The sequence below is a fragment of the Corynebacterium callunae DSM 20147 genome, assembly GCF_000344785.1.
GTDB lineage: Bacteria > Actinomycetota > Actinomycetes > Mycobacteriales > Mycobacteriaceae > Corynebacterium > Corynebacterium callunae.
In genome coordinates this window covers 1,587,079-1,611,909 of record NC_020506.1, presented here as the reverse complement: position 1 = coordinate 1,611,909, position 24,831 = coordinate 1,587,079, and the positions used below count along the sequence as shown (strand labels likewise).

General features: G+C 52.7%; 21 protein-coding genes. 18 read left to right on the top strand and 3 right to left on the bottom strand.

Annotation, left to right across the window (positions count from 1 at the left end):
* The first annotated feature begins 42 nt into the window (after positions 1-42).
* The 18 genes from rpe to solA all read left to right on the top strand — a co-directional run bounded on the left by rpe (position 43) and on the right by solA (position 21,330).
* Entirely contained in the window at positions 43-705 is a 663-nt protein-coding gene (rpe, locus tag H924_RS07630) for a ribulose-phosphate 3-epimerase (RefSeq protein WP_015651385.1), read from the top strand.
* Entirely contained in the window at positions 706-1,704 is a 999-nt protein-coding gene (ribD, locus tag H924_RS07625; protein WP_015651384.1) for a bifunctional diaminohydroxyphosphoribosylaminopyrimidine deaminase/5-amino-6-(5-phosphoribosylamino)uracil reductase RibD, read from the top strand. It begins immediately after the preceding gene.
* A 2-nt stretch (positions 1,705-1,706) separates the two neighbouring features.
* A complete protein-coding gene (locus tag H924_RS07620) occupies positions 1,707-2,321 on the top strand; it encodes a riboflavin synthase (protein WP_015651383.1) in 615 nt (204 codons plus the stop codon).
* A gap of 11 nt (positions 2,322-2,332) precedes the next feature.
* Positions 2,333-3,604 carry a bifunctional 3,4-dihydroxy-2-butanone-4-phosphate synthase/GTP cyclohydrolase II gene (locus H924_RS07615; RefSeq protein WP_015651382.1) on the top strand — a complete coding sequence of 424 codons (1,272 nt, stop codon included), beginning with the start codon at positions 2,333-2,335 and terminating at the stop codon, positions 3,602-3,604.
* Positions 3,605-3,606: 2 nt separating this feature from the next.
* Positions 3,607-4,086, top strand: a complete 480-nt coding sequence (ribH, locus tag H924_RS07610; protein WP_015651381.1) for a 6,7-dimethyl-8-ribityllumazine synthase — start codon at positions 3,607-3,609, stop codon at positions 4,084-4,086.
* Between the two features lie 54 nt (positions 4,087-4,140).
* Positions 4,141-4,704 carry a PH domain-containing protein gene (locus H924_RS07605; protein WP_015651380.1) on the top strand — a complete coding sequence of 188 codons (564 nt, stop codon included), beginning with the start codon at positions 4,141-4,143 and terminating at the stop codon, positions 4,702-4,704.
* A 6-nt stretch (positions 4,705-4,710) separates the two neighbouring features.
* The gene (gene uvrC, locus H924_RS07600; RefSeq protein WP_015651379.1) at positions 4,711-6,777 is read left to right on the top strand and encodes an excinuclease ABC subunit UvrC; all 2,067 of its coding nucleotides are present in this window, start codon (positions 4,711-4,713) and stop codon (positions 6,775-6,777) included.
* Between the two features lie 51 nt (positions 6,778-6,828).
* Positions 6,829-7,758, top strand: coding sequence for an RNase adapter RapZ (gene rapZ, locus H924_RS07595; RefSeq protein WP_015651378.1), 930 nt, complete (start codon positions 6,829-6,831; stop codon positions 7,756-7,758).
* An 18-nt stretch (positions 7,759-7,776) separates the two neighbouring features.
* Positions 7,777-8,880, top strand: a complete 1,104-nt coding sequence (locus H924_RS07590) for a gluconeogenesis factor YvcK family protein (protein WP_015651377.1) — start codon at positions 7,777-7,779, stop codon at positions 8,878-8,880.
* A 199-nt stretch (positions 8,881-9,079) separates the two neighbouring features.
* Positions 9,080-10,063, top strand: a complete 984-nt coding sequence (gene whiA, locus H924_RS07585; RefSeq protein ID WP_015651376.1) for a DNA-binding protein WhiA — start codon at positions 9,080-9,082, stop codon at positions 10,061-10,063.
* Positions 10,064-10,571: 508 nt separating this feature from the next.
* The gene (gene gap / locus H924_RS07580) at positions 10,572-11,576 is read left to right on the top strand and encodes a type I glyceraldehyde-3-phosphate dehydrogenase (protein WP_015651375.1); all 1,005 of its coding nucleotides are present in this window, start codon (positions 10,572-10,574) and stop codon (positions 11,574-11,576) included.
* Positions 11,577-11,804: 228 nt separating this feature from the next.
* Entirely contained in the window at positions 11,805-13,022 is a 1,218-nt protein-coding gene (pgk, locus tag H924_RS07575) for a phosphoglycerate kinase (RefSeq protein WP_015651374.1), read from the top strand.
* Between the two features lie 192 nt (positions 13,023-13,214).
* Positions 13,215-13,994 carry a triose-phosphate isomerase gene (gene tpiA / locus H924_RS07570; RefSeq protein ID WP_015651373.1) on the top strand — a complete coding sequence of 260 codons (780 nt, stop codon included), beginning with the start codon at positions 13,215-13,217 and terminating at the stop codon, positions 13,992-13,994.
* Between the two features lie 261 nt (positions 13,995-14,255).
* Positions 14,256-17,015 carry a phosphoenolpyruvate carboxylase gene (gene ppc / locus H924_RS07565; protein ID WP_015651372.1) on the top strand — a complete coding sequence of 920 codons (2,760 nt, stop codon included), beginning with the start codon at positions 14,256-14,258 and terminating at the stop codon, positions 17,013-17,015.
* 70 nt (positions 17,016-17,085) lie between these two features.
* Complete coding sequence (gene secG, locus H924_RS07560; RefSeq protein ID WP_015651371.1) at positions 17,086-17,319, top strand: preprotein translocase subunit SecG; 234 nt, start codon at positions 17,086-17,088, stop codon at positions 17,317-17,319.
* 210 nt (positions 17,320-17,529) lie between these two features.
* Positions 17,530-18,894, top strand: a complete 1,365-nt coding sequence (locus H924_RS07555) for an ammonium transporter (protein ID WP_015651370.1) — start codon at positions 17,530-17,532, stop codon at positions 18,892-18,894.
* A gap of 3 nt (positions 18,895-18,897) precedes the next feature.
* On the top strand, positions 18,898-20,046 hold the full coding sequence (locus H924_RS07550) for a tyramine oxidase subunit B (protein ID WP_015651369.1): 1,149 nt from the start codon (positions 18,898-18,900) through the stop codon (positions 20,044-20,046).
* A gap of 141 nt (positions 20,047-20,187) precedes the next feature.
* Positions 20,188-21,330, top strand: a complete 1,143-nt coding sequence (gene solA / locus H924_RS07545; protein ID WP_015651368.1) for an N-methyl-L-tryptophan oxidase — start codon at positions 20,188-20,190, stop codon at positions 21,328-21,330.
* 168 nt (positions 21,331-21,498) lie between these two features.
* Here the strand turns inward: solA and pgl are convergent, their stop codons facing one another.
* The 3 genes from pgl to zwf are packed head-to-tail and all read right to left on the bottom strand — an operon-like array spanning position 21,499 to position 24,741.
* Positions 21,499-22,209: a 6-phosphogluconolactonase gene (pgl, locus tag H924_RS07540; RefSeq protein WP_015651367.1), complete on the bottom strand. Its 711-nt coding sequence runs from the start codon at positions 22,207-22,209 to the stop codon at positions 21,499-21,501.
* Between the two features lie 12 nt (positions 22,210-22,221).
* A complete protein-coding gene (locus H924_RS07535; RefSeq protein WP_015651366.1) occupies positions 22,222-23,181 on the bottom strand; it encodes a glucose-6-phosphate dehydrogenase assembly protein OpcA in 960 nt (319 codons plus the stop codon).
* A gap of 24 nt (positions 23,182-23,205) precedes the next feature.
* On the bottom strand, positions 23,206-24,741 hold the full coding sequence (gene zwf, locus H924_RS07530; protein WP_015651365.1) for a glucose-6-phosphate dehydrogenase: 1,536 nt from the start codon (positions 24,739-24,741) through the stop codon (positions 23,206-23,208).
* Positions 24,742-24,831: the final 90 nt, after the last annotated feature.

The window sequence follows — 24,831 nt, the reverse complement described above, 5'->3', positions numbered from 1 at the left end:
AGTGTTGGAGCCCGCCTTTTATGGCGGGCTATGATCTAGGACATGGCACAACATACTCCAAAGATCGCCCCATCCGTTTTGGCCGCAGATTTCTCCCAACTCGGCGCAGAAGTAGCAGCAGTTCCCGACGCGGACTGGATCCACGTCGATATTATGGATGGACATTTTGTTCCAAACCTCAGCTTTGGCGCTGATATTACGGCGGCAATTAACCGGGTCACAGAAAAGGACCTGGATGTGCACCTCATGATTGAAAACCCTGAAAAGTGGGTGGACAACTACATCAAGGCTGGCGCAGACTGCATTGTGTTCCATGTGGAAGCCACAGACGACCATGTTGAACTGGCTAAGTACCTTCGTTCCCAGGGGGTTCGTGCTGGTTTTTCCCTGCGCCCTGGCACTCCCATCGAGGACTACCTTGATGACCTGGAATATTTTGATGAGGTTATCGTCATGAGCGTGGAGCCAGGTTTTGGCGGACAGAGCTTCATGCCAGAGCAATTGGAGAAGGTCCGTACCCTCCGCCGCGTCATTGATGAGCGTGGCCTCAACACCATCATCGAAATCGACGGTGGCATTGGGGAGAAGACCATTGCGGCAGCGGCTGAAGCTGGCTGTGATGCTTTTGTGGCAGGTTCTGCTGTGTATGGCGCCGAAGATCCTAACGCAGCAGTCCAGACTTTGAGAGCACTCGCAAGCAAGTAAATGACGACACCTCGGGAAATCGCAGAGGCACTGGCTCAAGCAATCGCTGCTTCTGCCGAAGTCCGCGGCACAACCAGCCCCAATCCCGCAGTAGGCGCCGTCATCCTTGACGCGGCAGGTCAGATTGCCGGCATCGGCGCCACCCAACCACCAGGCGGCCCCCACGCCGAAGTTATGGCGCTGGCGGCTGCCGGTACGCGTGCCAGAGGCGGCACCGCGGTGGTCACCCTTGAACCCTGCAACCATACTGGCCGCACGGGTCCGTGTTCCCAAGCGCTTTTCGACGCCGCGATTGCGCGAGTCTTTTATGCCCAAGCCGATCCGTTCCCAGCAGCAGCTGGGGGAGCGGAATACTTGGCCTTCAAAGGCGTGGAAACCCACTTTTTGGATACCACCGTTCCCACTTTGCAGCCCTGGCTTAATGCGGTACGTCGTTCCCGGCCCAATGTGACTCTTAAATTTGCCAGCACCATTGATGGATTTGCCGCAGCAACAGATGGCAGCAGTCAGTGGATTACTGGGGCAGCAGCACGCGCCCATGTTCATGAAGACCGCAGTCGTCGCGATGCCATTCTGGTGGGAACGGGCACTGCTTTAAGCGATAATCCCTCGCTCACCGCCCGCTCCGGTGACCAGCTGTACCCCCGCCAACCGCGGCGGGTAGTCGTCGGAAAGCGTTCCGTGCCGAGTGGCACAAACCTGCACCATTTGGGCTTTGAACAGTACTCGGGAATACCGGAGGCGCTGGCTGTGCTATGGGAAGCAGGATGCCGTGACGTGCTTATTGAAGGCGGACCGACCCTAGCAGCAGCTGCCTTGCGCCTAGAAGTGGTTGACAATATTCAGGCCTACATTGCGCCAGCGTTGTTGGGAGCAGGAAAATCGCTTCTAAATTGGCGGGAAACGACCAGTATGGATGAGATTATGCGCTTTGATATCACCACAATTCGGCAGCTGGACAATGACGTATTAATAGAAATGCAAAGAAAAGGACTTTAGAAATGTTTACCGGAATTGTGGAGGAAAAAGGCACAATTGCAGGGGTGGAAAACCTCGGCGATTCAGTGCGCTTAGAAATCGCAGCGGATACTGTGTTGTCTGATGTACACCTCGGAGATTCCATTGCAGTCAATGGAGTGTGCTTGACTGTTGCGGAATTTAAAGAAAATAGCTTTAGCGCAGACCTCATGCAGGAAACCCTCGACCGCAGCACCTTAGGCGTGCTCAAAGCGGGCAGCCATGTGAACTTGGAACGTGCCATGGCTGCAACAGGTCGCCTCGGCGGACACATTATGCAAGGCCACGTTGACGCCACTGCGGAATTACTTGCCCGCACGAGCTCCGAACACTGGGATGTACTGCGTTTCTCCCTCCCAGAGAACTTGGCGCGCTATGTCGTAGAGAAGGGCTCCATTGCACTTAATGGCACCTCATTAACAGTTTCTAACCTGGGCGCGGACTGGTTTGAGGTCTCACTCATTCCCACCACCTTGCGTGATACCACCCACGGTGAACTCGCTGTTGGTGACAAAGTCAACATCGAAGTAGATGTGATCGCCAAATATGTCGAGCGCATGATGGGCACCAATTCGGGCGAAGATCAGGCAAAGGACTAGGTTTAATCATTGTGATTGCACAAGAAACTAAAAATAGCGCTCTCGATCCAGTCGAGGAAGCCATCGCCGATATCGCCGACGGTAAGGCTGTCGTCGTAGTTGATGATGAAGACCGCGAAAACGAAGGCGATATTATCTTCGCCGCCGAGCTCGCTACACCTGAGCTCGTGGCCTTTATGGTGCGTTATTCCTCCGGTTATATTTGCGCTCCTTTAACCGCAGAAGATGCAGATCGTCTCGACCTGCCTCCCATGACCGCGCAAAACCAGGATGCCCGTGGCACTGCTTATACCGTCACGGTTGATGCCAACACCGGCTCCACCGGTATTTCTGCCACCGACCGCGCACAAACCTTGCGTCTGCTGGCAGATCCCGATGCGCAGCCTAAGGATTTCACCCGCCCCGGCCACGTAGTTCCACTACGGGCACGCGAAGGTGGCGTTTTGGTGCGCGCCGGTCACACCGAAGCTGCCGTTGACCTATCACGAGCTGCTGGATTGCAGCCAGCAGGCGTGATTTGCGAGGTTGTCAGTGAGGAAGACCCAACCGGTATGGCTCGCGTTCCGGAATTGCGTCGTTTCTGCGATGAGCATGGCCTTAAGCTCATCTCCATTGCACAGTTGATTGAATGGCGCCGCAAGAACGAGATTCTGGTGGAGCGTCAGGTAGAGACCAAGCTGCCCACCGACTATGGCACCTTCAAGGCAGTGGGCTACCGCTCCAAGGTTGATGGCACCGAATTGGTTGCCATTGTGGCCGGCGATGTCGCCTCCAACGGTGGCGAGGACGTGCTGGTTCGCGTGCACTCCGAGTGCCTGACCGGCGACGTTTTTGCTTCTCGACGCTGCGACTGTGGTCAACAACTCCACGAATCGATACGCATGATCAATGAGGCCGGCCGTGGTGTTGTGGTCTACATGCGCGGACATGAAGGCCGTGGAATTGGCCTTTTGGCAAAGCTGCGCGCTTATCAGCTCCAGGACGAGGGCGCCGATACCGTCGATGCCAACTTGGCTTTGGGGCTGCCTGCTGACGCTCGTGAATTTGGCACCGGTGCCCAGATTCTTTATGACCTGGGTGTGCGTTCCCTCAATCTCATCAGCAATAACCCTGCCAAGAAGGTTGGTTTGGAGGGCCATGGCATTTCCGTAGCCAGCCGTACTCCAATTCCAGTGCAGGTCCATGAGGATAATGTGAAATACCTCAAGACCAAGCGTGATCGCATGGGCCATGATCTCCCAGCCGTAGCTGAGTGGGAACTCTCTCATAAAGTAGGAGAATAAAAATGCCTAAAGAAGGTTTGCCACAAATCGAGCTGCCCGATGCTAGTGGCCTCAAGGTAGCTGTTGTTACTGCTACCTGGAATGCGGAGATCTGCGATCGTCTCCATGACCACGCGGTTACCGCAGGCCGTGAAGCAGGTGCCACCGTGGATGAATATCGTGTGGTGGGTGCCTTGGAATTGCCCCTTGTAGTGCAAGAACTTGCACGCACGCATGATGCAGTTGTGGCGCTTGGCTGCGTTATTCGCGGTGGCACCCCACACTTTGATTATGTCTGTGATTCTGTCACCCAAGGACTTACCCGCATTGCGCTTGATACCTCCACTCCCATTGGCAATGGTGTTTTGACCACCAATACCGAGGAACAGGCTATTGAGCGTTCCGGTGGACCGGGTTCGGTAGAGGACAAGGGCGCTGAGGCTATGGTTGCAGCGATTGATACCGCCTTGGTGCTTTCTCGCATTCGTGGCACCAAGGGTTAAACTGTTTCCCGAACACTTTTAGCGAAATTTTAAGACCGAAGGATTTGTGAGAACGTGGCAATCAACGCCCCCGACGGAGCACCGGACGATCTGCGAAACGCACACACCACCGGGGGCTTAAGCGACGCAGAGCTGCAGGAATACACCGCAGCTTTTGCTGACACTACTACCGCAAAGCCCTGGGAACTGGTGGTTACCTCCAAGACGATGAAACGCCTGGCGTGGATCAGTGTTGTTGTCGTGATGGCAGTTCATATTTTTATGGGTGCTGTGGTGGGTGTGGATTTCACCGGTGCTGCCGTGACATCCATCGATAAGCTTGCTTTTCCTGGAATTGGTTTGGTGATTTCTTTCTTCCTATACCTCGGCCTGACTCGTGCTCGAGTCCGTGCAAATGAGGATGGGGTAGAGATCCGCAACTTCATCGGAACTCGCTTTTATCCTTGGGTTGTTATCTATGGCATGTCTTTCCCCAAGGGCAGCCGAGTAGCTCGCCTTGAACTTCCGGATTTTGAGTATGTTCCCATGTGGGCATATCAGTCCCGTGATGGTCAGGATGTAGTTCAGGCTGTGGAAGCCTTCCGCGAGCTCGAAAACAAGTATATGCCTGAGGATTAACGGCTAATGGCTGATCCAACCACTTACCGCCCGGCCCCTGGAACTATTCCTACGGAGCCGGGTGTTTATAAATTCCGCGATGATTCGCGCCGCGTTGTTTACGTGGGCAAGGCTAAAAACCTGCGTTCACGTCTGTCCAATTATTTTCAAGATGTCACCCAGCTGCACCCCCGCACCCGCCAAATGGTGTTTGCCGCCTCATCGGTGGAATGGACCGTAGTATCCAGTGAGGTAGAAGCCCTCCAGCTGGAATACACCTGGATCAAGAAGTTTGATCCACGCTTCAACGTTAAGTATCGCGATGATAAGACCTATCCCATGCTTGCCGTTTCTACCGGCGAGCGTTTTCCGCGCGCCTATTTTTATCGTGGACCTCGTCGTAAGGGCGTGCGTTATTTTGGGCCTTATTCGCATGCCTGGGCAGTGCGCGAAACCCTTGATCTGCTCACCCGAGTATTCCCCATGCGCACCTGTTCAAAGGGCGTATTTAACCGCCACGAGAACCTTGGCAGGCCATGCCTTTTGGGGTATATCGATAAATGTGCGGCACCTTGTGTGGGCCGGGTAAATGAAGCCGAACACCGCGAAATTGTGGAGGGATTTACCTCCTTCATGTCCGGTCACACCGATAAAGTGACCAAAAAACTGACCGCTGACATGGAAGAAGCCGCGGAAAACCTCGACTTTGAACGCGCTGCACGGCTGCGTGATGACCTCCAAGCCATCAACAAGGTCATGGAAAAGCAAGCAGTGGTGCTCGGTGATGGCACCGATGCTGATGTGATTGCCTTCGCCAGCGATGACCTAGAAGCTGCCGTCCAGGTATTCCACGTCCGCGGTGGCCGAATCCGCGGTCAGCGCGGCTGGGTTATAGAAAAGACCGGGGACTGGGACGAGGCGCTTATCGACGCCCCCACGCAGGGCGAACTCGACCCCGCGCTGCCTTATCTGATGCAGAACTTTTTGGTGCAGTTTTATGGAGACGCAGTGGAACGTGCGGACTCTGAGGCCCGTGAAGACGCCGAGTTAATCGAGCGTCGGGGCGTCGACAAGCTCTCTCAACAGCGTCCTGCTCCTTTAGTTTTACCCCGCGAAATTTTGGTGCAAGTGCTGCCCAATGAGACCGAGGAAACCTTGCAGGTGCTGAGCGATTTGCGCGGAGCAGCGGTGGATGCGCGCGTGCCCCAGCGAGGCGATAAACGAGCCCTAATGGAAACCGTGGAAAGAAACGCCAAGGAGCTGCTAAAACAGCACAAACTAAAACGCGTTGGGGATCTCACTGCGCGTTCGGCGGCTTTGCAGGAGTTGCAAGAGGCTCTGGATATGGAACAGGCGCCTTTGCGTATTGAATGTACCGATATTTCCCATATCCAAGGCACGGATGTGGTGGCATCTTTGGTGGTTTTTGAAGATGGTTTGCCTCGTAAATCGGATTATCGACGCTACCGCGTTAAAGAAGCAGCAGGTGATGGCCATTCTGATGACGTGGCTTCAATAGCGGAAATTACACGCCGCCGCTTCTTGCGTCATAACAAGGATAAGTTGGCGGTTCCGGCAGCTGAAGAATTTGATGGATCTACCTTTGCCGATGAAAATATTGAGGAGATGAGCACTGATAATAAACGCTTTGCCTATCCACCTCAGCTTTTTATTGTCGATGGTGGTGCGCCCCAGGTTGCTGCTGCTCAAAAGGTTTTTGATGAACTCGGCATTGTGGACGTGGTGCTCGTCGGTTTGGCCAAGCGCCTCGAAGAAATTTGGGTGCCAGGCGATCCCGATCCGGTAATTTTGCCCCGTAATTCCCAGGCCCTATTTTTGCTCCAGCAAATCCGTGATGAGGCCCACCGCTTTGCCATCACCTATCACCGCCAGCAACGATCCAAGCGCATGCGAGTATCGGAATTGGACAATATCAAGGGTCTAGGCCAAAATCGCCGCACTGAATTGGTCAAACACTTTGGCTCCGTGGCCAAACTTAAAGAGGCAAGCGTGGCAGAGATCGCTGAGCTAAAAGGCTTTGGCCCCAAGCTCGCCGAGGCCATCTATGAGGGATTGCATCCGACGGAGTCTTGATTTTAGGCGCTTGTTGCGACGCGAAGTTTTTAAGCTGGCTAGTATATAGGCATGATTCAATCTGTTGGGTTAACGCCTTCTGAACAGTCTGCCCCGGCTGAACCGCTGAAGTACCAAGAAAACTTCACCCCAGTGATCATCACGGGAATGTCAGGTGCAGGTTTGAGCACTGCCGCTCGAGTTCTGGAAGATCTCGGTTGGTATGTGGCACATAATATTCCGCCACAGCTCATCCTGGACCTCGTAGATCTCTGCGCAGTAGAGGCCTCTCCAGTAGATAAAGTCGCCGTAGTGTGCGATGTACGCTCCCGTGAATTTAACGGTGGATTAGCGCAGGTGGTTGCAGAACTAACTGGCAAAGATTTGCCACCAACTGTGCTCTTTTTGGATGCCCGCGATGATGTGTTGATCAAGCGTTTTGATAACGTCCGCCGCACCCATCCGCTGCAGGGCAGCCAAACCCTGCAGGTAGGAATTGAACGCGAGCGCATTATGCTTTCCCAGGTCAGAGAGGATGCCGATGTAGTTATCGATACCTCCGAACTCTCGGTCCATGACCTGCGCCGTGCAATTGAATCTTCCTTCAAATCCATTGCCAGCCGCGTGCAGCATGTCACCATCGAGTCCTTTGGTTTTAAACATGGCTCACCACGCGATGCGGACTTTGTGGTGGATGTGCGCTTTTTGCCTAACCCTTTTTGGATTCCAGAGCTTAAGCCTTTCCGCGGTGTAGACAAGCCAGTTTCTGACTACGTTCTAGCCCAACGTGGAGCCCAAGAGTTTCTAAAGAACTTTGTGGAAATGCTGAAAGATATGCTTCCTGGCTACCGTCACGAGGGCAAGAGCTTCATCACCGTCGCTATTGGTTGTACCGGCGGTCACCACCGTTCTGTAGCAGTGTCTGAAGAATTGGCACGTCGCCTTGGCGAAGCCACCGATCTTGATGTCTCCGTGGTACACCGCGACATCAACCGCCATTAGAGGAGTAGGAGAAAACCAATGTCTACTTCACGTGATATTGATGGTTTTGGTGACCCTGAATCTTTCGATTTTGAATTGGGGGGCTTAGCTGATGCGGTGAATTCGGCCGATGCTTTGACTGACGTTTCTGATAATTCGGTGCTTCGTGACACACCAGCCACAATTACGAGCCTGGGTGGCGGGCATGGTCTTTTCCAAACGCTGAGAGCAGCCCGCAGCTGTTCCGCCGAACAAATTAACGCCATCGTTACTGTTGCTGACGACGGCGGATCCTCCGGACGTATTCGCCGCGAATTGGGACAGATTCCCCCGGGAGATCTACGCATGGCTCTCGCAGCGTTGACCTCTGATGATGAAGCTGGGGAAGTGTGGGAAAGGCTTTTGCAGCATCGCTTTGGTGGGCACGGCGCGCTTGCCGGCCACGCCTTGGGCAATCTGGTAATTGTGGCGCTCACCGATATCTTGGGAACTTCTCAAAATGCCTTGGATAAAGTTGCCAATATTATTGGCGCTAAAGGGCGTGTCATTCCAGTCTGCTCCGAGCCACTTGATATTGAAGCAGAGGTTTCTGGCCTAGACACCGATCCACGCGTTATGCGCCAAGTTCGTGGCCAGGTTGCAGTGGCTGCCACTCCTGGCCAGGTGAGAAGAGTGAGAGTTATTCCAGAAGCTCCTCTTGCTAATCCTGTTGCCATTGATGCAATTTACAACGCAGATTTAGTGACCTTGGGGCCAGGATCGTGGTTTTCCTCGGTGATTCCTCATATTTTGGTACCAGAGGTTGTGCAAGCACTGGCTGAAACCAAGGCAACTAAGGCAGTAATTCTTAACCTGACTTCAGAGCCAGGTGAAACCGCTGGATTTTCCGCCGAACGTCATATTCATGTGCTGCGTCAACATGCCCGCAATTTGCAGGTGGATCAAGTAATTGTAGATTCCAGCACCATTACCACGCCTTCTGAACGCACCCACTTGGAGCGCGCAGCTGCAAACTTAGGTGCTGAGATCTCTTTTCTCGATCTTCGTGCAGAAGATGGCCGGGGCCGATTTACCAGTGTGCACGACCCCGTAAAACTGGGGGCTGCATTGTTGGAGAGCTATAAGCAATCCCGTCAGCGCTAAGTCTTTTCTGGTTGTCTTTTCCGGTTTGGCAGTTTTTGAGTCCATCAAGCGGGGAGAGGTGGGCCAACTTGGCTTCGGTATTTACCTGGCTAAACCGATTTATTATTTGCTGGCATGTTTGGTGCTGTGACACGACTGAGAAGTTGTGTCACAGCGAGACAAATCCTGCGACCACATGGTGCTTTGAGGAGGACTATTCATGTCATTGACCAAGGACATTAAAGAAGAACTGACCAAGGTGGCAGTTAGCAGACAAAGTTCTAAAGCTGCTGAGGTTTCAGCGATGCTGCGCTTTGCCGGTGAAATGCAAGCGGTGCATGGACACCTTGTTATTGAGGCCAATTTAGACAGCCTTAAAGTTGGCCAGCGCCTTCAAGAGTTTATTCATACCTTGTATGGAACCGATGTGGGGTTGCATACAGTTAATCCCACTGTCAGTAGAAAAACTCCGCGTTATCTGGTTCGGATCATTGATAATGCCGATGAAGTTGCGCGCAGGGTGGGATTGGTAACGCGCTCAGGGTATCCAGTTCGCGGGCTTGCTCCACAAGTTGTCTCAGGAACGATTAGTGATGCGGAAGCTGCTTGGCGCGGAGCGTTTTTGGCAAGCGGTACGTTGTCCGAGCCGGGGCGCTCATCATCTTTGGAAGTTGTATGCCCATGTCAAGAGGCAGCTTTGGCATTGGTTGGCTGTGCTCGCCGAATTGGGGTGGTGGCAAAAACCAAGGACTCACGAGGCTCTGACCGGGTGATTATTAGGGACGCAGAGGCAATTGGAGCACTGCTTAGCAGAATTGGTGCCCAAAAGTCTCGAATCTTGTGGGAGGAAAAACGCCTTAAGCACGAGGTACGCACCCCAGCAAACCGCTTAGCTAATTTTGATGACGCCAATTTACGACGATCTGCGCGCGCTGCGGTTGCTGCTGCAGCCCGAGTTGAATTAGCCATGAAAATTCTCGGTGATGACGTTCCAGAACATTTGGCAGAGGCCGGTCAGCTACGCGTGCAACATCGGCAGGCGTCCTTGGAAGAATTAGGCCGCCTGGCTGATCCACAAATGACCAAGGATGCAGTTGCTGGCAGGATCCGTCGCTTATTGACAATGGCAGACAAACGGGCAGGGGAGTTGGGAATTGCTGATACCAATTCAGCGGTAACGGAAGACCTTTTAGAAGAGATGTAGAGGCTCGCAGGGTCCTAAAACGACACCTGGTAAACCTTATCCATTTAGATCTATTCAACCGAGCATGTGAGTTACATCACATGCTCGGCTTCCTTGAGACTAAGGTCGTTGGACTTGCTTTAATGTAGTTCACTTCATTATTACCCCCATTAGGGTGTGTTTGGGGAATTGTGCTGCGGAAAAAATTCGTTCATATTCAAAAGTATTTCATGGCAGTGTGGGAATTACCCCCATAGGGGTTGAGCCTCAATTTTTGATTATGTTTGATTCTTTTTGGCAACTCGTGCGGAATCTGTGTTTTCTCGCTAAAATCGAAAGCAGGTTAACAACGAGTTGACTCGACGAAATGACCTTTGTCGGTAGGTTTGGGTAGCAGGTTTATTCTCGAATCAACTTTGAGTGCACCTGACCGTGGATTGGCAGTTTTGGCCAATTTGGGGCGTTATGCCCCCGCGGACCCATCATCTTCATACATTGGATTTCCCACAATCTTTAGAGGAGCAACAACATGACCATTCGTGTTGGCATTAACGGATTTGGCCGCATCGGACGTAACTTCTTCCGCGCAGTTCTGCAGCGCAGCGAAGATCTTGAGGTTGTCGCAGTTAACGACCTCACCGATAACAAGACCCTTTCTACCTTGCTGAAGTTCGACTCCATCTTGGGTCGTCTGGGTCAAGAGGTTGAATACGATGATGATTCCATCACCGTCGGTGGCAAGCGCATTGCAGTTTACGCAGAGCGCGATCCAAAGAACCTTGACTGGGCAGCTCACAATGTTGACATCGTGATTGAGTCCACCGGCTTCTTCACCGATGCTCAGGCTGCAAAGGCTCACATCGAAGCTGGCGCGAAGAAGGTAATCATCTCCGCTCCTGCAAGCAACGAGGACGCGACCTTCGTTTACGGCGTTAACCACGACACCTACGATGCTGAGAACCACAACGTCATCTCCGGCGCATCTTGCACCACCAACTGCCTCGCTCCAATCGCTAAGGTTCTTAACGATAAGTTCGGCATCGAAAACGGTCTGATGACCACCATCCACGCTTACACCGGTGACCAGCGTCTGCACGATGCACCTCACAAGGACCTGCGTCGCGCACGTGCAGCAGCTGTGAACATCGTTCCTACCTCCACCGGTGCTGCTAAGGCTGTCGCCTTGGTTCTTCCAGAGCTCAAGGGCAAGCTTGATGGCTACGCACTTCGCGTTCCAGTCATCACCGGCTCCGCAACCGACTTGACCTTCACCACCAAGTCTGAGGTCACCGTTGAGGCAGTTAACGCTGCTATCAAGGAAGCTGCTACCGGCGAGTTCGGCGACACCCTGGCTTACTCCGAAGAGCCACTGGTTTCCACCGACATCATCACCGATTCCCACGGCTCCATCTTTGACGCTGGCCTGACCAAAGTCTCCGGCAACACCGTCAAGGTTGTTTCTTGGTACGACAACGAGTGGGGTTACACCTGCCAGTTGCTCCGCCTGACCGAGCACGTAGCTTCCAAGCTCTAAAAAAGATCACGTCAAAGCCCTGAATTTCATATTCAGGTGATGTGACATCCCAATAGCCCGGGGTGTGCCTCGGCGCACTCCGGGCTATTTCTGTTCTAAATCAATACAATTGAATACGGTCCAGCATCACAGTGAGTAACTCTCAAAGTTTTAGGCAAATGCCTATGCAATGTTGTTCACAGTGCTGGCACATACAAACTTTCTCTTTCTAACTCCAAGGAGTACGGCATGGCTGTTAAGACCCTCAAGGACCTGCTCGACGAAGGCGTCGACGGACGCCACGTTATCGTTCGATCCGACTTCAATGTTCCACTCAACGATGACCGCGAGATCACCGACAAGGGCCGCATCATCGCCTCACTTCCAACTTTGAAGGCACTCAGCGAAGCTGGCGCAAAGGTCATCGTTATGGCTCACCTTGGTCGCCCAAAGGGTGAAGTCAACGAGAAGTACTCTCTTGCACCTGTTGCCGAAGCTCTCTCCGAGGAACTTGGCCAGTATGTAGCACTTGCAGCTGACGTTGTCGGCGAAGATGCTCACGAGCGTGCAAATGGCCTAACCGAGGGCGATATTTTGCTGCTGGAAAACGTTCGTTTTGATCCTCGCGAAACCTCTAAGGATGAAGCAGAGCGTGGCGAGTTCGCAGATCAGCTTGCAGCACTTGCAGCTGACAATGGCGCATTTGTTTCTGATGGTTTTGGTGTTGTTCACCGCGCTCAGGCTTCTGTTTATGACATTGCAAAGCGTCTTCCTCACTATGCAGGTGGCCTTGTTGAAACTGAGATTTCCGTCCTGCAAAAGGTGGGAGATGCTCCAGAGGCTCCATACGTAGTGGTACTCGGTGGATCTAAGGTCTCCGACAAGATTGGTGTTATCGAGGCGCTTGCTGCAAAGGCAGACAAGATCGTTATCGGTGGCGGCATGTGCTACACCTTCCTCGCTGCTCAGGGCCACAATGTTCAGCAGTCCCTGTTGCAGGAAGAGATGAAGGAGACCTGCTCTGACCTTCTTGAGCGCTTTGGCGACAAGATTGAATTGCCAGTAGACCTCGTTGCAGCCTCCGAGTTCAACAAGGATGCAGAGAAGAAGATCGTTGATCTCGATTCCATCCCAGAGGGCTGGATGTCTCTTGACATCGGACCAGAGTCCGTCAAGAAGTTTGCAGAGGTTCTCGCTTCCGCAAAGACCATTTTCTGGAATGGTCCAATGGGCGTCTTCGAGTTCGAAGCATTCGCTGAGGGCACCCGCGGCCTAGCTCAGGCAATCATTGACGCAACTGCAAACAACGGCGCATTCTCTGTCGTCGGCGGTGGCGACTCTGCAGCTTCCGTTCGCGTATTGGGCCTCAACGAAGACGGCTTCTCCCACATCTCCACCGGTGGTGGCGCTTCCCTGGAGTACCTTGAGGGCAAGGAACTCCCAGGCGTTGCAATTCTCGCCAGCTAAAACTGGTTGACAACCTGCTTGCCCCTAAACCAATAGGGCAGTAGGTCACCGTCTCACAGGACTCACAATTGAGTTTCAATTAAGCGCCTTGGACTTTTCGAAAACAACACGAAGACTCAAGGCGCACTGAGACAACAATTCTTTGCAGATTCTTGCACCCCACGCACTACCCATTAGAAAGGTGTGTCACACATGGCACGTAAGCCACTTATCGTCGGCAACTGGAAGATGAACCTCGATCACCAGCAGGCCATTGGTACTGTTCAGAAGCTCGCTTTTGCATTGCCAAAGGAATACTACGAGAAGGTTGACGTCGCACTTACCGTTCCTTTCACCGACATCCGCTCCGTGCAGACCTTGGTTGAAGGCGACAAATTGGAAGTTACCTTCGGTGCTCAGGATGTTTCCGAGCACGAGTCTGGCGCATACACCGGCGAAGTTTCTGCTTCCATGTTGGCAAAGCTAAATTGCTCTTGGGTAGTGGTGGGTCACTCCGAGCGTCGTGAGTACCACAACGAATCTGATGAGTTGGTTGCTGCTAAGGCAAAGGCAGCTCTGAGCAAGGGCATTAGCCCAATCGTCTGCGTTGGCGAGCCACTGGAAATCCGCGAAGCTGGCACCCACGTTGATTACGTCGTAGAGCAGACCCGCGCTTCTTTGGCTGGTCTTAGCGCTGAGGAACTGTCCAACACTGTTATTGCTTATGAGCCAGTGTGGGCAATCGGCACCGGAAAGGTTGCATCTGCAGCTGACGCTCAGGAAGTTTGCGCAGCTATTCGCGGACTTATCGTTGAGCTGGCAGGCGAGGACATCGCTTCCGGTCTGCGCATCCTTTATGGCGGCTCCGTAAAGGCAGAAACCGTTGCAGAGATCGTCGGACAGCCTGACGTTGATGGCTGTCTTGTAGGTGGCGCTTCCCTCGATGGTGAAGCTTTCGCCAAGCTGGCAGCCAATGCTGCAACCGTAGCCTAAACCTAGCTTTAACAACGCTGAGCCTTAATTGGCTCGGCACGGCTAGGTATCGCTGCCAGGTTTTAGTGCTCTTAAAAGCACACCTCCAGGTGCCCGGCCACTTTGAGTGCTCGTTTAACTAAGGTTTTCGAGCTTCTTCAAACCTCAACAGTCGCCCAGTATCTCTTTTATAGTGCTGGACGACTGTTTTATTTTAAGCGCATCTTCTTAAGCGCTTTCAGGACATCATTGCAAGACACTCTTCGAGGAGTAAAAAGTACAGTGAATGATCTTTTGCGAGACGATATCCGCTTTCTCGGGCGCATCCTAGGAAAGGTAATTTCCGAGCAAGAAGGCTCGGAAGTTTATGAGTTGGTTGAGCGCGCTCGCCAAACCTCTTTCCAAATTGCCAAGGGAAATCTGGAAATGGACACCCTAGTAGAGGTGTTTAAGGGAATCGACCCTGAAAAAGCTACCCCAGTTGCCCGCGCCTTTACTCACTTTGCGCTGCTGGCTAACTTGGCAGAGGATCTCCATGATGCGGAGGCTCGAGAGCAAGCTCTTGATTCTGGTGAAACCCCACCTGAGAGCACCTTGGAATCAACCTGGCTGAAATTGGATGAGGCAGAAGTTAAGGCCTCGGATGTTTCCGATGTCTTACGCAATGCCCAGGTTGCGCCTGTTCTTACCGCGCACCCCACGGAAACTCGCCGTCGCACAGTTTTTGATGCTCAGAAGTGGATCACTGCATATATGCAGGAACGTCAGCTGCTTTTGGCTGCTCCAAAAAATGCACGTACCCAGGCAAAGCTTGATGCGATTGAAAAGAATATTCATCGTCGTATCTCGGTGTTGTGGCAGACCGCGTTGATTCGTGTGGCACGTCCTCGCATTGAAGATGAAATTGAGGTGGGCTTGCGTTATTACAAGCTCAGCTTGTTGGAAGAAATCCCACGTATTAACCGTGATGTGGTTTTGGAATTGCGTTCACGTTATGGCAAGGTCATTCCGGCGAAGGCTGTAATCAAGCCAGGTTCCTGGATTGGTGGAGATCATGATGGTAATCCATATGTCACCGCGGACGTCGTGGCTTATTCCACCAGCCGCGCTGCAGAGACTGTACTGAAGTACTATGGCCGCCAGCTGCACACTCTCGAACATGAGCTGAGCTTGTCTGACCGTATGAGCTCGGTTACTGAAGAACTGCGTGAGCTGGCCGACGCTGGCAAAAACGACGTTCCAAGCCGCGTGGATGAGCCTTATCGTCGCGCTGTACACGGAATTCGTGGCCGCATCCTAGCAACCACTGCACATCTCATTGGTGAGCATGCCGTCGAAGGCACCTGGTTTAAGATCTTTGAGCCATATTCCTCCCCTGAAGAATTTGCCGCCGAACTAAAAATTGTCGATGATTCTCTCCGAGCTTCTCACGATGAGCTCATTGCAGATGATCGTCTAGCGGCAATTTACGCTGCGGTTCAAAGCTTTGGCTTTAACCTTTATTCTTTGGACCTGCGCCAAAACTCCGAGAGCTATGAGGATGTGCTCACTGAGCTCTTCCAAAACGCGCAGGTCACCGCGGATTATCGCAACCTCGACGAGGCTGCTAAAACTGAGCTTTTGCTCAAGGAGCTGCGCAGCCCGCGCCCATTGATCCCTAATGGTGGCTGGGATTTCACTGAGCCTACCGAGCGTGAGCTGGGCATTTTCAAGATGGCAGCGCATGCCGTCGAGAAGTTTGGCCCTAACATGGTGCCTCATTGCATTATTTCTATGGCGTCTTCGGTCACTGACGTTCTCGAGCCCATGGTATTGCTCAAGGAATTTGGCCTAATCAAGGCTAAGGGCGATACTCCAGTGGGAAGCATCGACGTGATTCCGCTATTTGAAACCATCGATGATCTACAAGCTGGCGCCGGAATCCTCGAAGATCTCTGGAAGATTGATCTTTATCGCAACTACCTCCAGCAGCGCGACAATGTCCAGGAAGTCATGCTCGGCTATTCCGATTCCAATAAGGATGGCGGATATTTCTCGGCAAACTGGGCGCTTTACGACGCGGAACTGCAGCTGGTAGATCTTTGCCGATCAGCCGGGGTTAAGTTGCGCTTATTCCACGGTCGTGGAGGTACGGTTGGCCGTGGCGGCGGACCTTCCTATGACGCAATCCTGGCACAGCCCAAGGGGGCTGTGCGCGGATCGCTGCGAATCACCGAGCAAGGTGAAATTATTTCCGCCAAGTACGGCAGCCCAGAAACAGCTCGTCGCAACTTGGAGGCATTGGTTTCTGCAACGCTTGAGGCTTCCTTGTTGGATGTTTCTGATCTTTCTGATCCAGAACGCGCCTATGAGATTATGCGCGAGATTTCTGAGCTCAGCCTGCAGAAATATTCCTCTTTGGTGCATGAGGATCCTGGCTTCATTGATTACTTCACCCAGTCCACACCACTGCGTGAAATCGGCTCACTCAATATTGGTTCTCGACCATCGTCTCGTAAGCAGACATCTTCGGTGGAAGATTTACGTGCTATTCCTTGGGTTCTCAGCTGGTCACAATCTCGCGTGATGTTGCCAGGTTGGTTTGGTGTTGGCACTGCGTTGCAGCAATGGATTGGCAGTGGGGAACAGGCCACCGAGCGCATTAAGGAGCTGCAGGAGCTTAATGAGACTTGGCCATTCTTCACCTCTGTGCTCGATAACATGGCACAGGTGATGTCCAAGGCTGAACTACGCTTAGCCAAGCTTTATTCGGAGCTTATTCCTGATAGGGAAGTAGCCCAGCGGATCTATGATGTCATTTTTGATGAATACTTCCTGACTAAGGAAATGTTCTGTGTCATCACGGGATCCACTGATTTGCTGGATGAAAATCCGCTTTTGGCGCGTTCGGTCCGCAGTCGATTCCCTTATCTTTTGCCACTTAACGTCATTCAGGTAGAGATGATGCGTCGCTACCGCGCGGGTGATGAAAGCAAGGGAGTATCGCGCAATATTCAATTGACTATGAATGGCCTGGCAACGGCACTGCGAAACTCAGGTTAGCCTGCTAGGCCTTGTGGCCTCATGTATACTATCTAGAGTTATTCAAAATCAGGTTAGGAAAAGTTTCCATATGGCATTGACGCTTCAAATTATCCTCGTCGTCGCCAGCTTGCTCATGACGGTTTTCGTCTTGTTGCATAAGGGCAAGGGTGGCGGACTTTCAAGCCTTTTTGGCGGCGGTGTGCAGTCCAATCTTTCGGGCTCCACTGTGGTTGAGAAGAACCTGGACCGCGTCACCATCTTGGTAGCTCTCATTTGGATCGTGTGCATCATTGCACTCAATCTGATTCAGGCGTACTCCTAAGATTCTTCACGCTCAAATAAACGGCCTCTTCGGAGGCCGTTTTTTTGGCGTTAAAAGTGAATTTGAAACTGCCACAACACCTAAAGAAAGTGACATTCATTATAAAAGGCAATTCTATTGAATGATAGTTAAAAAACTGGGCTTTGTTTATCTATAGCGAAATAGAAAATACTTCGCACGGTAGCTCCACATAGCTGAAAGGCCTCTAAAATGGACCCCTCAGATCTAGCCTGGATTCTCACATCATTCGCGCTGGTAAGCATGATGTTCCCTGGTTTGGCCCTCCTTTATGGTGGCATGCTTGGCGGACACCAAGTACTTAACACCTTCATGATGGTTATGAGCTCTCTTGGACTCATCACATTCGTTTATATTCTTTATGGCCACGGTCTAGTCGTAGGTAACTCCATCGGGGGATGGGGAATTATCGGAAATCCCCTTGAATACTTCGGATTCCGCAGCGTCATGGCAGACGATGGCTCGGGTGGAATGATGTGGGCAGGATTCTATATCCTTTTCGCCGCCATCTCACTAGCCCTCGTTTCATCTGGAGCTGCTGGTCGCATGCGCTTTGGCGCTTGGCTGGTATTCGGAGTTTTGTGGTTCACCCTCGTTTACGCTCCACTAGGACACTGGGTCTTCGCAATCTCTGATCCAGAATCTGGATACGTGGGTGGTTGGATGAAGAATATCCTTGAATTCCATGACTTCGCCGGTGGCACTGCAGTTCACATGAACGCTGGTGCATCCGGCCTGGCTCTGGCAATGGTGCTGGGACGCCGCCACACAATGGCGGTTCGTCCACACAACCTGCCACTGCTCATTATCGGCTCCGGAATGATTATCGCTGGTTGGTTCGGATTTAACGGTGGTACCGCAGGTGGCGCAAACTTCCTTGCAAGCTATGTAGTTGTTACCTCACTGCTTGCAGCTGGTGGCGGCATGATGGGCTTCATTCTGGTGGAGCGCATCTTCAGTGGCAAGCCAACTTTCTTCGGTCTGATCACCGGTACCATCGCCGGTCTGGTAGCTATTACTCCTGCAGCGGACGCAGTTAACCCACTTGGAGCATTTGCAGTTGGTGCCTTTGGTGCCATCATCGCTTTCTGGGCAATTAGCTGGAAGACCACCCACCGCGTTGATGACTCCTTCGATGTTTTTGCAGTACACGGTATGGCCGGAATCGCAGGCGCATTGTTTATCATCTTCTTCGCTGATCCAGCCGCTCCTGCAGGACTTGCCGGCATCTTTGCTGGTGGAGAGCTGTCACTGCTGTGGAGGGAACCACTGGCTTCCATCGTCACCTTGGCATACGCCTTCTGTATGACCTGGTTGATCGCAACACTCTTGAGCAAGGTTATGCCAATCCGTATTAGCCCTGAGGCTGAGTATGAGGGTATTGACCACGCTGAGCACGCAGAATCTGCCTACCAGCTCAATTCCGCAGGAATTGGCATGGCTTCCCGCTCCAACTTCGGTCCGAGCATCCCCGAAGAACCCGCACCCCGCGCCCAGCAGGTGGGCGTCGAAAAGCCCGTAGTTGAAAAGCACGTAGTAGAAAACCGAAAGGCATAAGAAATGACCACTACTCAGACCTCCGCAACTGCCATTGATTTCCTTTTCCTGAGCGAGCCAGACATGATCGCTGCAGGTGTTAAGGATGTTGCACAATGTGTAGACGTTATGGAAGAAACCTTGGTGCTGCTTGCACAAGGTGACTATAAGATGGCTGGACTAAATTCCAACTCCCACGGTGCGATGATCACCTTCCCGGAGAATCCGGAATTTGAAGGTATGCCAAAGGATGGTCCAGACCGTCGATTCATGGCAATGCCGGCGTATCTGGGTGGTCGTTTTAGGAACACCGGAGTTAAGTGGTACGGCTCCAACGCTGAAAATAAGGCCTCTGGCCTGCCACGTTCCATCCACACCTTTGTGCTGAATGACACCGTCACTGGTGCGCCAAAGGCGATTATGTCCGCTAACTTGCTCTCCGCTTACCGCACCGGTGCCGTGCCTGGTGTTGGTGTCAAGCACTTGGCCGTTGCCGATGCAACCACCCTGGCCGTAGTTGGCCCAGGTGTGATGGCTAAGACCATCACTGAGGCTGTTTTGTCGCAGCGCCCCGGAATTACCACCATCAAGGTTAAGGGCCGCAGCGACCGCGGCATTCAAGCTTTTGCTTCTTGGGCTTTAGAGAAGTTCCCACAGGTTGATGTCATTGCCGTTGCTTCAGAAGAAGAGGCAGCAGCAGATGCCGATATCATCATCGCAGCTACCACCACCGATGCCGCCGGCTCCTCCGCATTCCCATACTTCAAGAAGGAATGGCTCAAGCCAGGCGCTTTGCTCCTGCTTCCAGCTGCAGCTCGCTTTGATGATTCTTATTTGCTTGACGACGCCCGCCTCGTCGTTGACTACATGGGCCTCTACGATGCGTGGGCTGAGGAGTACGGCCCACAGGCTTATCAGTTGCTGGGCATTCCGGGCACCCACTGGCATGACCTTGCTAGCTCCGGCCAGCTGGATCCAGCCAAGATTTCCCAGATTGGCGATATCTGCTCCGGCAAGCTGCCAGGCCGCACCAACGATGAAGAAATCATTCTTTATTCTGTCGGTGGCATGCCAGTAGAAGACGTCGCTTGGGCTACACAGGTTTATGAAAACGCACTGGAAAAGGGTATCGGCACCTCCCTTAACCTGTGGGAAAAGCCAGACCTCGCCTAAGCTCGGCAAATCCCTAGCTAGATCTACCCCCCTGCATAACCCCTGAAAAACGCTAAGCGGGCCGGTAACCCGCTCCCGGACTACCGGCCCTTTTTTCAACTTTAGCCACATCGTTCTTACTCGCCTAAGGAGCACAAAATAATGAAGGTAGCGGTTATTGGTCTTGGAGCCACAGGTTCTATGGCTTTATGGCACTTGAGCAAAATTCCTGGTGTCGAAGCCATCGGATTTGAACAATTTGGTATCGCCCACGGATATGGCGCCTTCACCGGAGAGTCCCGACTTTTCCGTATGGCTTATCACGAGGGCAGCACTTATGTTCCACTGCTCAAGCGCGCTAAGGATCTGTGGTCTGAGATTAGTGAGACCTCTGGCCGCGAACTCTTCCATAATTTTGGCGTCTTAAGTACTGGTAAAGAAGATGAAGCACCATTTCAGCGACTGGTGGAATCGGTAGAACGTTATGATCTGCCTCATGAGCGCCTAACTGCAGCAGAAATGCGTCAGCGCTACCCGGGCTTGGATTTCCGTGATGAGGAGGCCGGCATTGTTGATAAGCAAGGCGGTGCCTTGCGCCCCGAGCTCGCAGTCTTAAGTGCCATTGAAGAAGCACGCGCAAACGGTGCAGAAATCCGGGAGCACCAAAAGATCACCAATATTGAAGACAAGGGCGATCACGTCCTCATTCAAGCAGGTGAAGAAGTCACTCAGGTTGACCGCGTTATTGTCACCACCGGCGCCTGGACGGGTGAGTTGCTTCCACAGGTTGCACCACTGCTAGAGGTTCGTCGCCTCGCACTAACCTGGTTCCTGCCCTATAAGCTTGAGGACTTCCAGCCAGAAAACTTGCCTTGCTTTATCCGCGACCGCGATGGTTTCCACGTGTTTGGTGCACCGTGTGTTGATGGCTATAGCATTAAGATTTCTGGTCTCGACGATTGGGGAGTGCCACTGGGGGCACATGTGGAAGATGAGGATCTACGCCTCGACCGCGAAGCGATCTCTGAATTTGGTCGCAAAACCCACGATCTTTTCCCCGGCGTTAATCCAGAGCCGAACCGCTTTAGCGTGCACTACGATACCTACACTGCCAATAAAGCTCCGCTGATTGATGCTATTGACAATGTCGTTGTTCTCACCGGCGGTTCCGGCCACGCCTTCAAACTTTCCCCTGCCTATGGCGAGCTAGCCGCACATTTGGCAGTGGGTCAGACCTCACCTTTATATAGTGAGGATTTCCGCATCAGCTCGCACCAAAATATCAAAGAGGAGGTGGTGTTATAGACACCAATTTTGCAGAACATGCTGCCACACTTCTCCAGGGTAAGGGCAGCCATTCGGCGGACATCAAACTAGCACGCAGCTAGTAAAAAATCCGGGTGTAGTTTTCAAGCTTCTTAAAAGCTTGAAAACTACACCCGGATTTTTGCAGTGCTAGAACTTGGAAATTAACTAAGCAAGTTCAGTGGCAGCATCAGCAGCCAGGAATAGCAAAGTCTCGGACTTGCCCTTGGCGCCAGCAGCTGGCCACTCTACAGCAGGCTTGCCAGCCACAATTGCAGCAGCAGCCTCAGCCTTTTCTGCACCAGAAACCAACAACCAAACTCGATCTGCGGAGAGTACCGCTGGCAGAGTCAGGGTTGCACGCTCAGCTGGTGGCTTTGGAGAATCAAAAACCGCGATAACCTTGCGGTCTGCCTCGGCAACAGCTGCGGTATGAGGGAAGAGAGAGTTGATGTGGCCTTCTCCACCCATGCCCAGCAAGTGCAAATCAAAGCCGTTAGGGGCAAATTCCTCTAACACCGCTTCATAGGCTGCGGCAGCCTCCGCCAAATCAGCAGATCCGAGGCCATAACCGTGGATATTTTCGGCCGGAATTGCCACCTTGGAAAGCAAAGCTGCACGAGCCTGGCCTTCATTGGACTCTGGATCATCTACCGGGACATTACGCTCATCGCCAAAGAAAACGTGAATACGGTCCCATGCCAGGTCAGCGCCATCAACAGCGAGTTTTTCCAGCAACTTAATGCCAGCTCCACCGCCGGTGAGGACAACTCGAGCGGTGCCATTATCCTGAGTTGCCTCGGTAACAACATCAATAAAACGGGCAGCAGCCTGATCTACCAAATCAGTGGTATCAACTGCAGAAACTACTTCAACCACGAAAAAAACTCCTTAGACATCAATGCGATTAACGCTGGAAAGTCCAGCAAGTGCATGCTGATAACCCAAATCTGGGTCCATATGACGTAGCTCCTCAGCCAAACAATCGGCCTCGCTGCGGCGTCCAATAGCAACTAGTGCTGGAGCAGTGCCCTTCTCTGGCATCTCCACACGCAGGGTGTGGGCATCTTGAATACTGATCACGATAGAGCCAGTAGCGCGTTCAATTTCCAAACGTTCCACGGAAAGCAGCGGAGTTCCGGCTTCATCGCAGGCCACAGTGGGCGAATCGGTGCATTCACGAATAACGGGGACATTGAGGCGACGTGCCAGCCAACCTGCAGCGAGGTCAACTGAAGTGCTTGTCGACGAGCCCCGCACCCGCACCGCGGTAACTTCACCGTGTGGTGGGTGGTCCAGGGAGGAGGCCACAAGGCCACGCCATTGGGTAATACGCGCCCAGGTCATATCAGTATCTCCAGGACGGTAATTTTCGATACGGTCCTGCAGTGCGGTTTCGCGATCATAAAGAGCATCGGTAATGCGGCGATGGGCAATTTTTCCAATGGGATCCTTGGAAGGATCTTCTGGGGATTGGCCTGGCCACCAAGCAACGATTGGGGTATCAGGAAGCAACAGGGGAGTCACTACTGACTGCAGGTTATCGGCCACTGGACCGTTGAGATGAATAATGATCATCTCTGATGCACCGGCGTCGCCACCGATACGTACCTCGGCATCAACCTTGGTTTCTGCAGCTTTGTCACCAACCACCAAGATGAGCACACGCGATGGATGTTCGCGGGAAGCTTCATTGGTGGACTCGGTAATTGCCGCCACGTCGCTTTCTGAATTGGTGACCACAATTAGGGTCAGCACACGGCCAGTGGTGACCTGAGTGCCGGACTCGCGCAGCCTGGAAAGCGTCTTGGAAATTTGATGAGTAGTGGTATCTGGAAGCTCAAAGATCATGTGTATTACCTAACTTCCTCTAAATTATGGCCGGCGCCAAGTGTGGCCATTGCGGGCAAGCATGTCATCGGCGCTCTTGGGACCCCAGGTGCCAGCTGCATATTCCTCAGGCTGACCAGCGGTTTCCCAGGCCTTGAGAACTGGATCGAGAATCTCCCAGCTCAATTCCACCTCTTTGTTGGTGGGGAAGAGGCTTGATTCATCCAACAAAGCATCGAGGATGAGTCGCTCATAGGCCTCAGGGGATTCCTCGGTAAAGGATTCTGAGTAGGAGAAGTCCATGTTGACGTCGCGGACTTCCATGGCAGAACCAGGGACCTTAGAACCAAAGCGGATTAGCACACCTTCATCAGGCTGTACACGGATCACAATGGCGTTTTGTCCCAAGGAAGCAGTCATGCCCTCATCAAATGGCTGGTGTGGAGCGTCTTTAAAGACCACTGCAATCTCGGTTACGCGACGTCCCAAACGCTTGCCGGTGCGCAGGTAGAAAGGCACTCCAGCCCAACGGCGGGAAGTAATTTCTAGGGTGCAGGCAGCGTAGGTTTCGGTGGTGGAATTAGGATCAAATCCTTCTTCCTCACGCAGGCCCTTTACATATTCAGAGCCCTGCCAACCGGAGGCGTATTGGCCACGAGCAGAGGTCTTATTTAGGGGGTAACAAGGCTTGGTGGCGCTCAAAACCTTGATCTTTTCAGCCTGCAGCTGCTTTGGAGTAAAGGAGATTGGCTCTTCCATGGCAACCAAAGCCAAAAGCTGGATGAGGTGGTTTTGAATAACATCGCGGGCAGCGCCGATGCCATCATAATAACCAGCACGGCCACCTAGGCCGATGTCTTCAGCCATGGTGATCTGGACGTGGTCCACATAATTAGAGTTCCACAGTGGTTCAAAAAGCTGGTTGGCAAAACGCAGCGCCATAATATTTTGCACTGTTTCTTTGCCCAGGTAGTGGTCGATGCGGAACACGTTTGATTCTGGGAAAACAGCATTGACCAGGCGGTTGAGTTCATGTGCGGACTCAAGATCATGGCCAAAAGGCTTTTCGATGATGACTCGTCGCCAGACATCATCGGTGGATTCTGCCATGCCGGAGCGTTCCAGTTGATAACAAACTGCGGCGAAGGAATCTGGTGGAATCGACAGGTAGAATGCCCAGTTGCCGGCGGTGCCACGAGTTTCGTCGAGGCGCTTTAGGGTGTCAGCAAGGTTGTCGAAGGCTACATCATCATCAAAGTTGCCGCTGACAAATTCCATGCCCTCGGCGAGACGCTCCCAGACATTTTCACGGAACTCAGTTCGTGCTCCAGCAACAGCTGCTTCACGCACATACTTTTCAAAATCTTCCTTGGACCACTCACGGCGGCCATAACCAACGAGGGAGAATCCGGGAGGAAGCAAACCACGGTTGGCGAGGTCATAAATGGCAGGAAGGAGCTTCTTGCGGGCAAGGTCGCCGGTGACACCGAAAATAACCATGCCGGAAGGTCCAGCAATTCGGGGGAGTCGCTTGTCTTGGGGATCACGAAGTGGATTAGTCCAGGTGGGAGTCGTGTTCACGATGGAAGCGTCACGATCCTTTCTTTGGTGAAATATGTGTAACGGCCACGAGGACCACGGTGGTTCTAAGTGGTTCTCGGTGCCGTTACA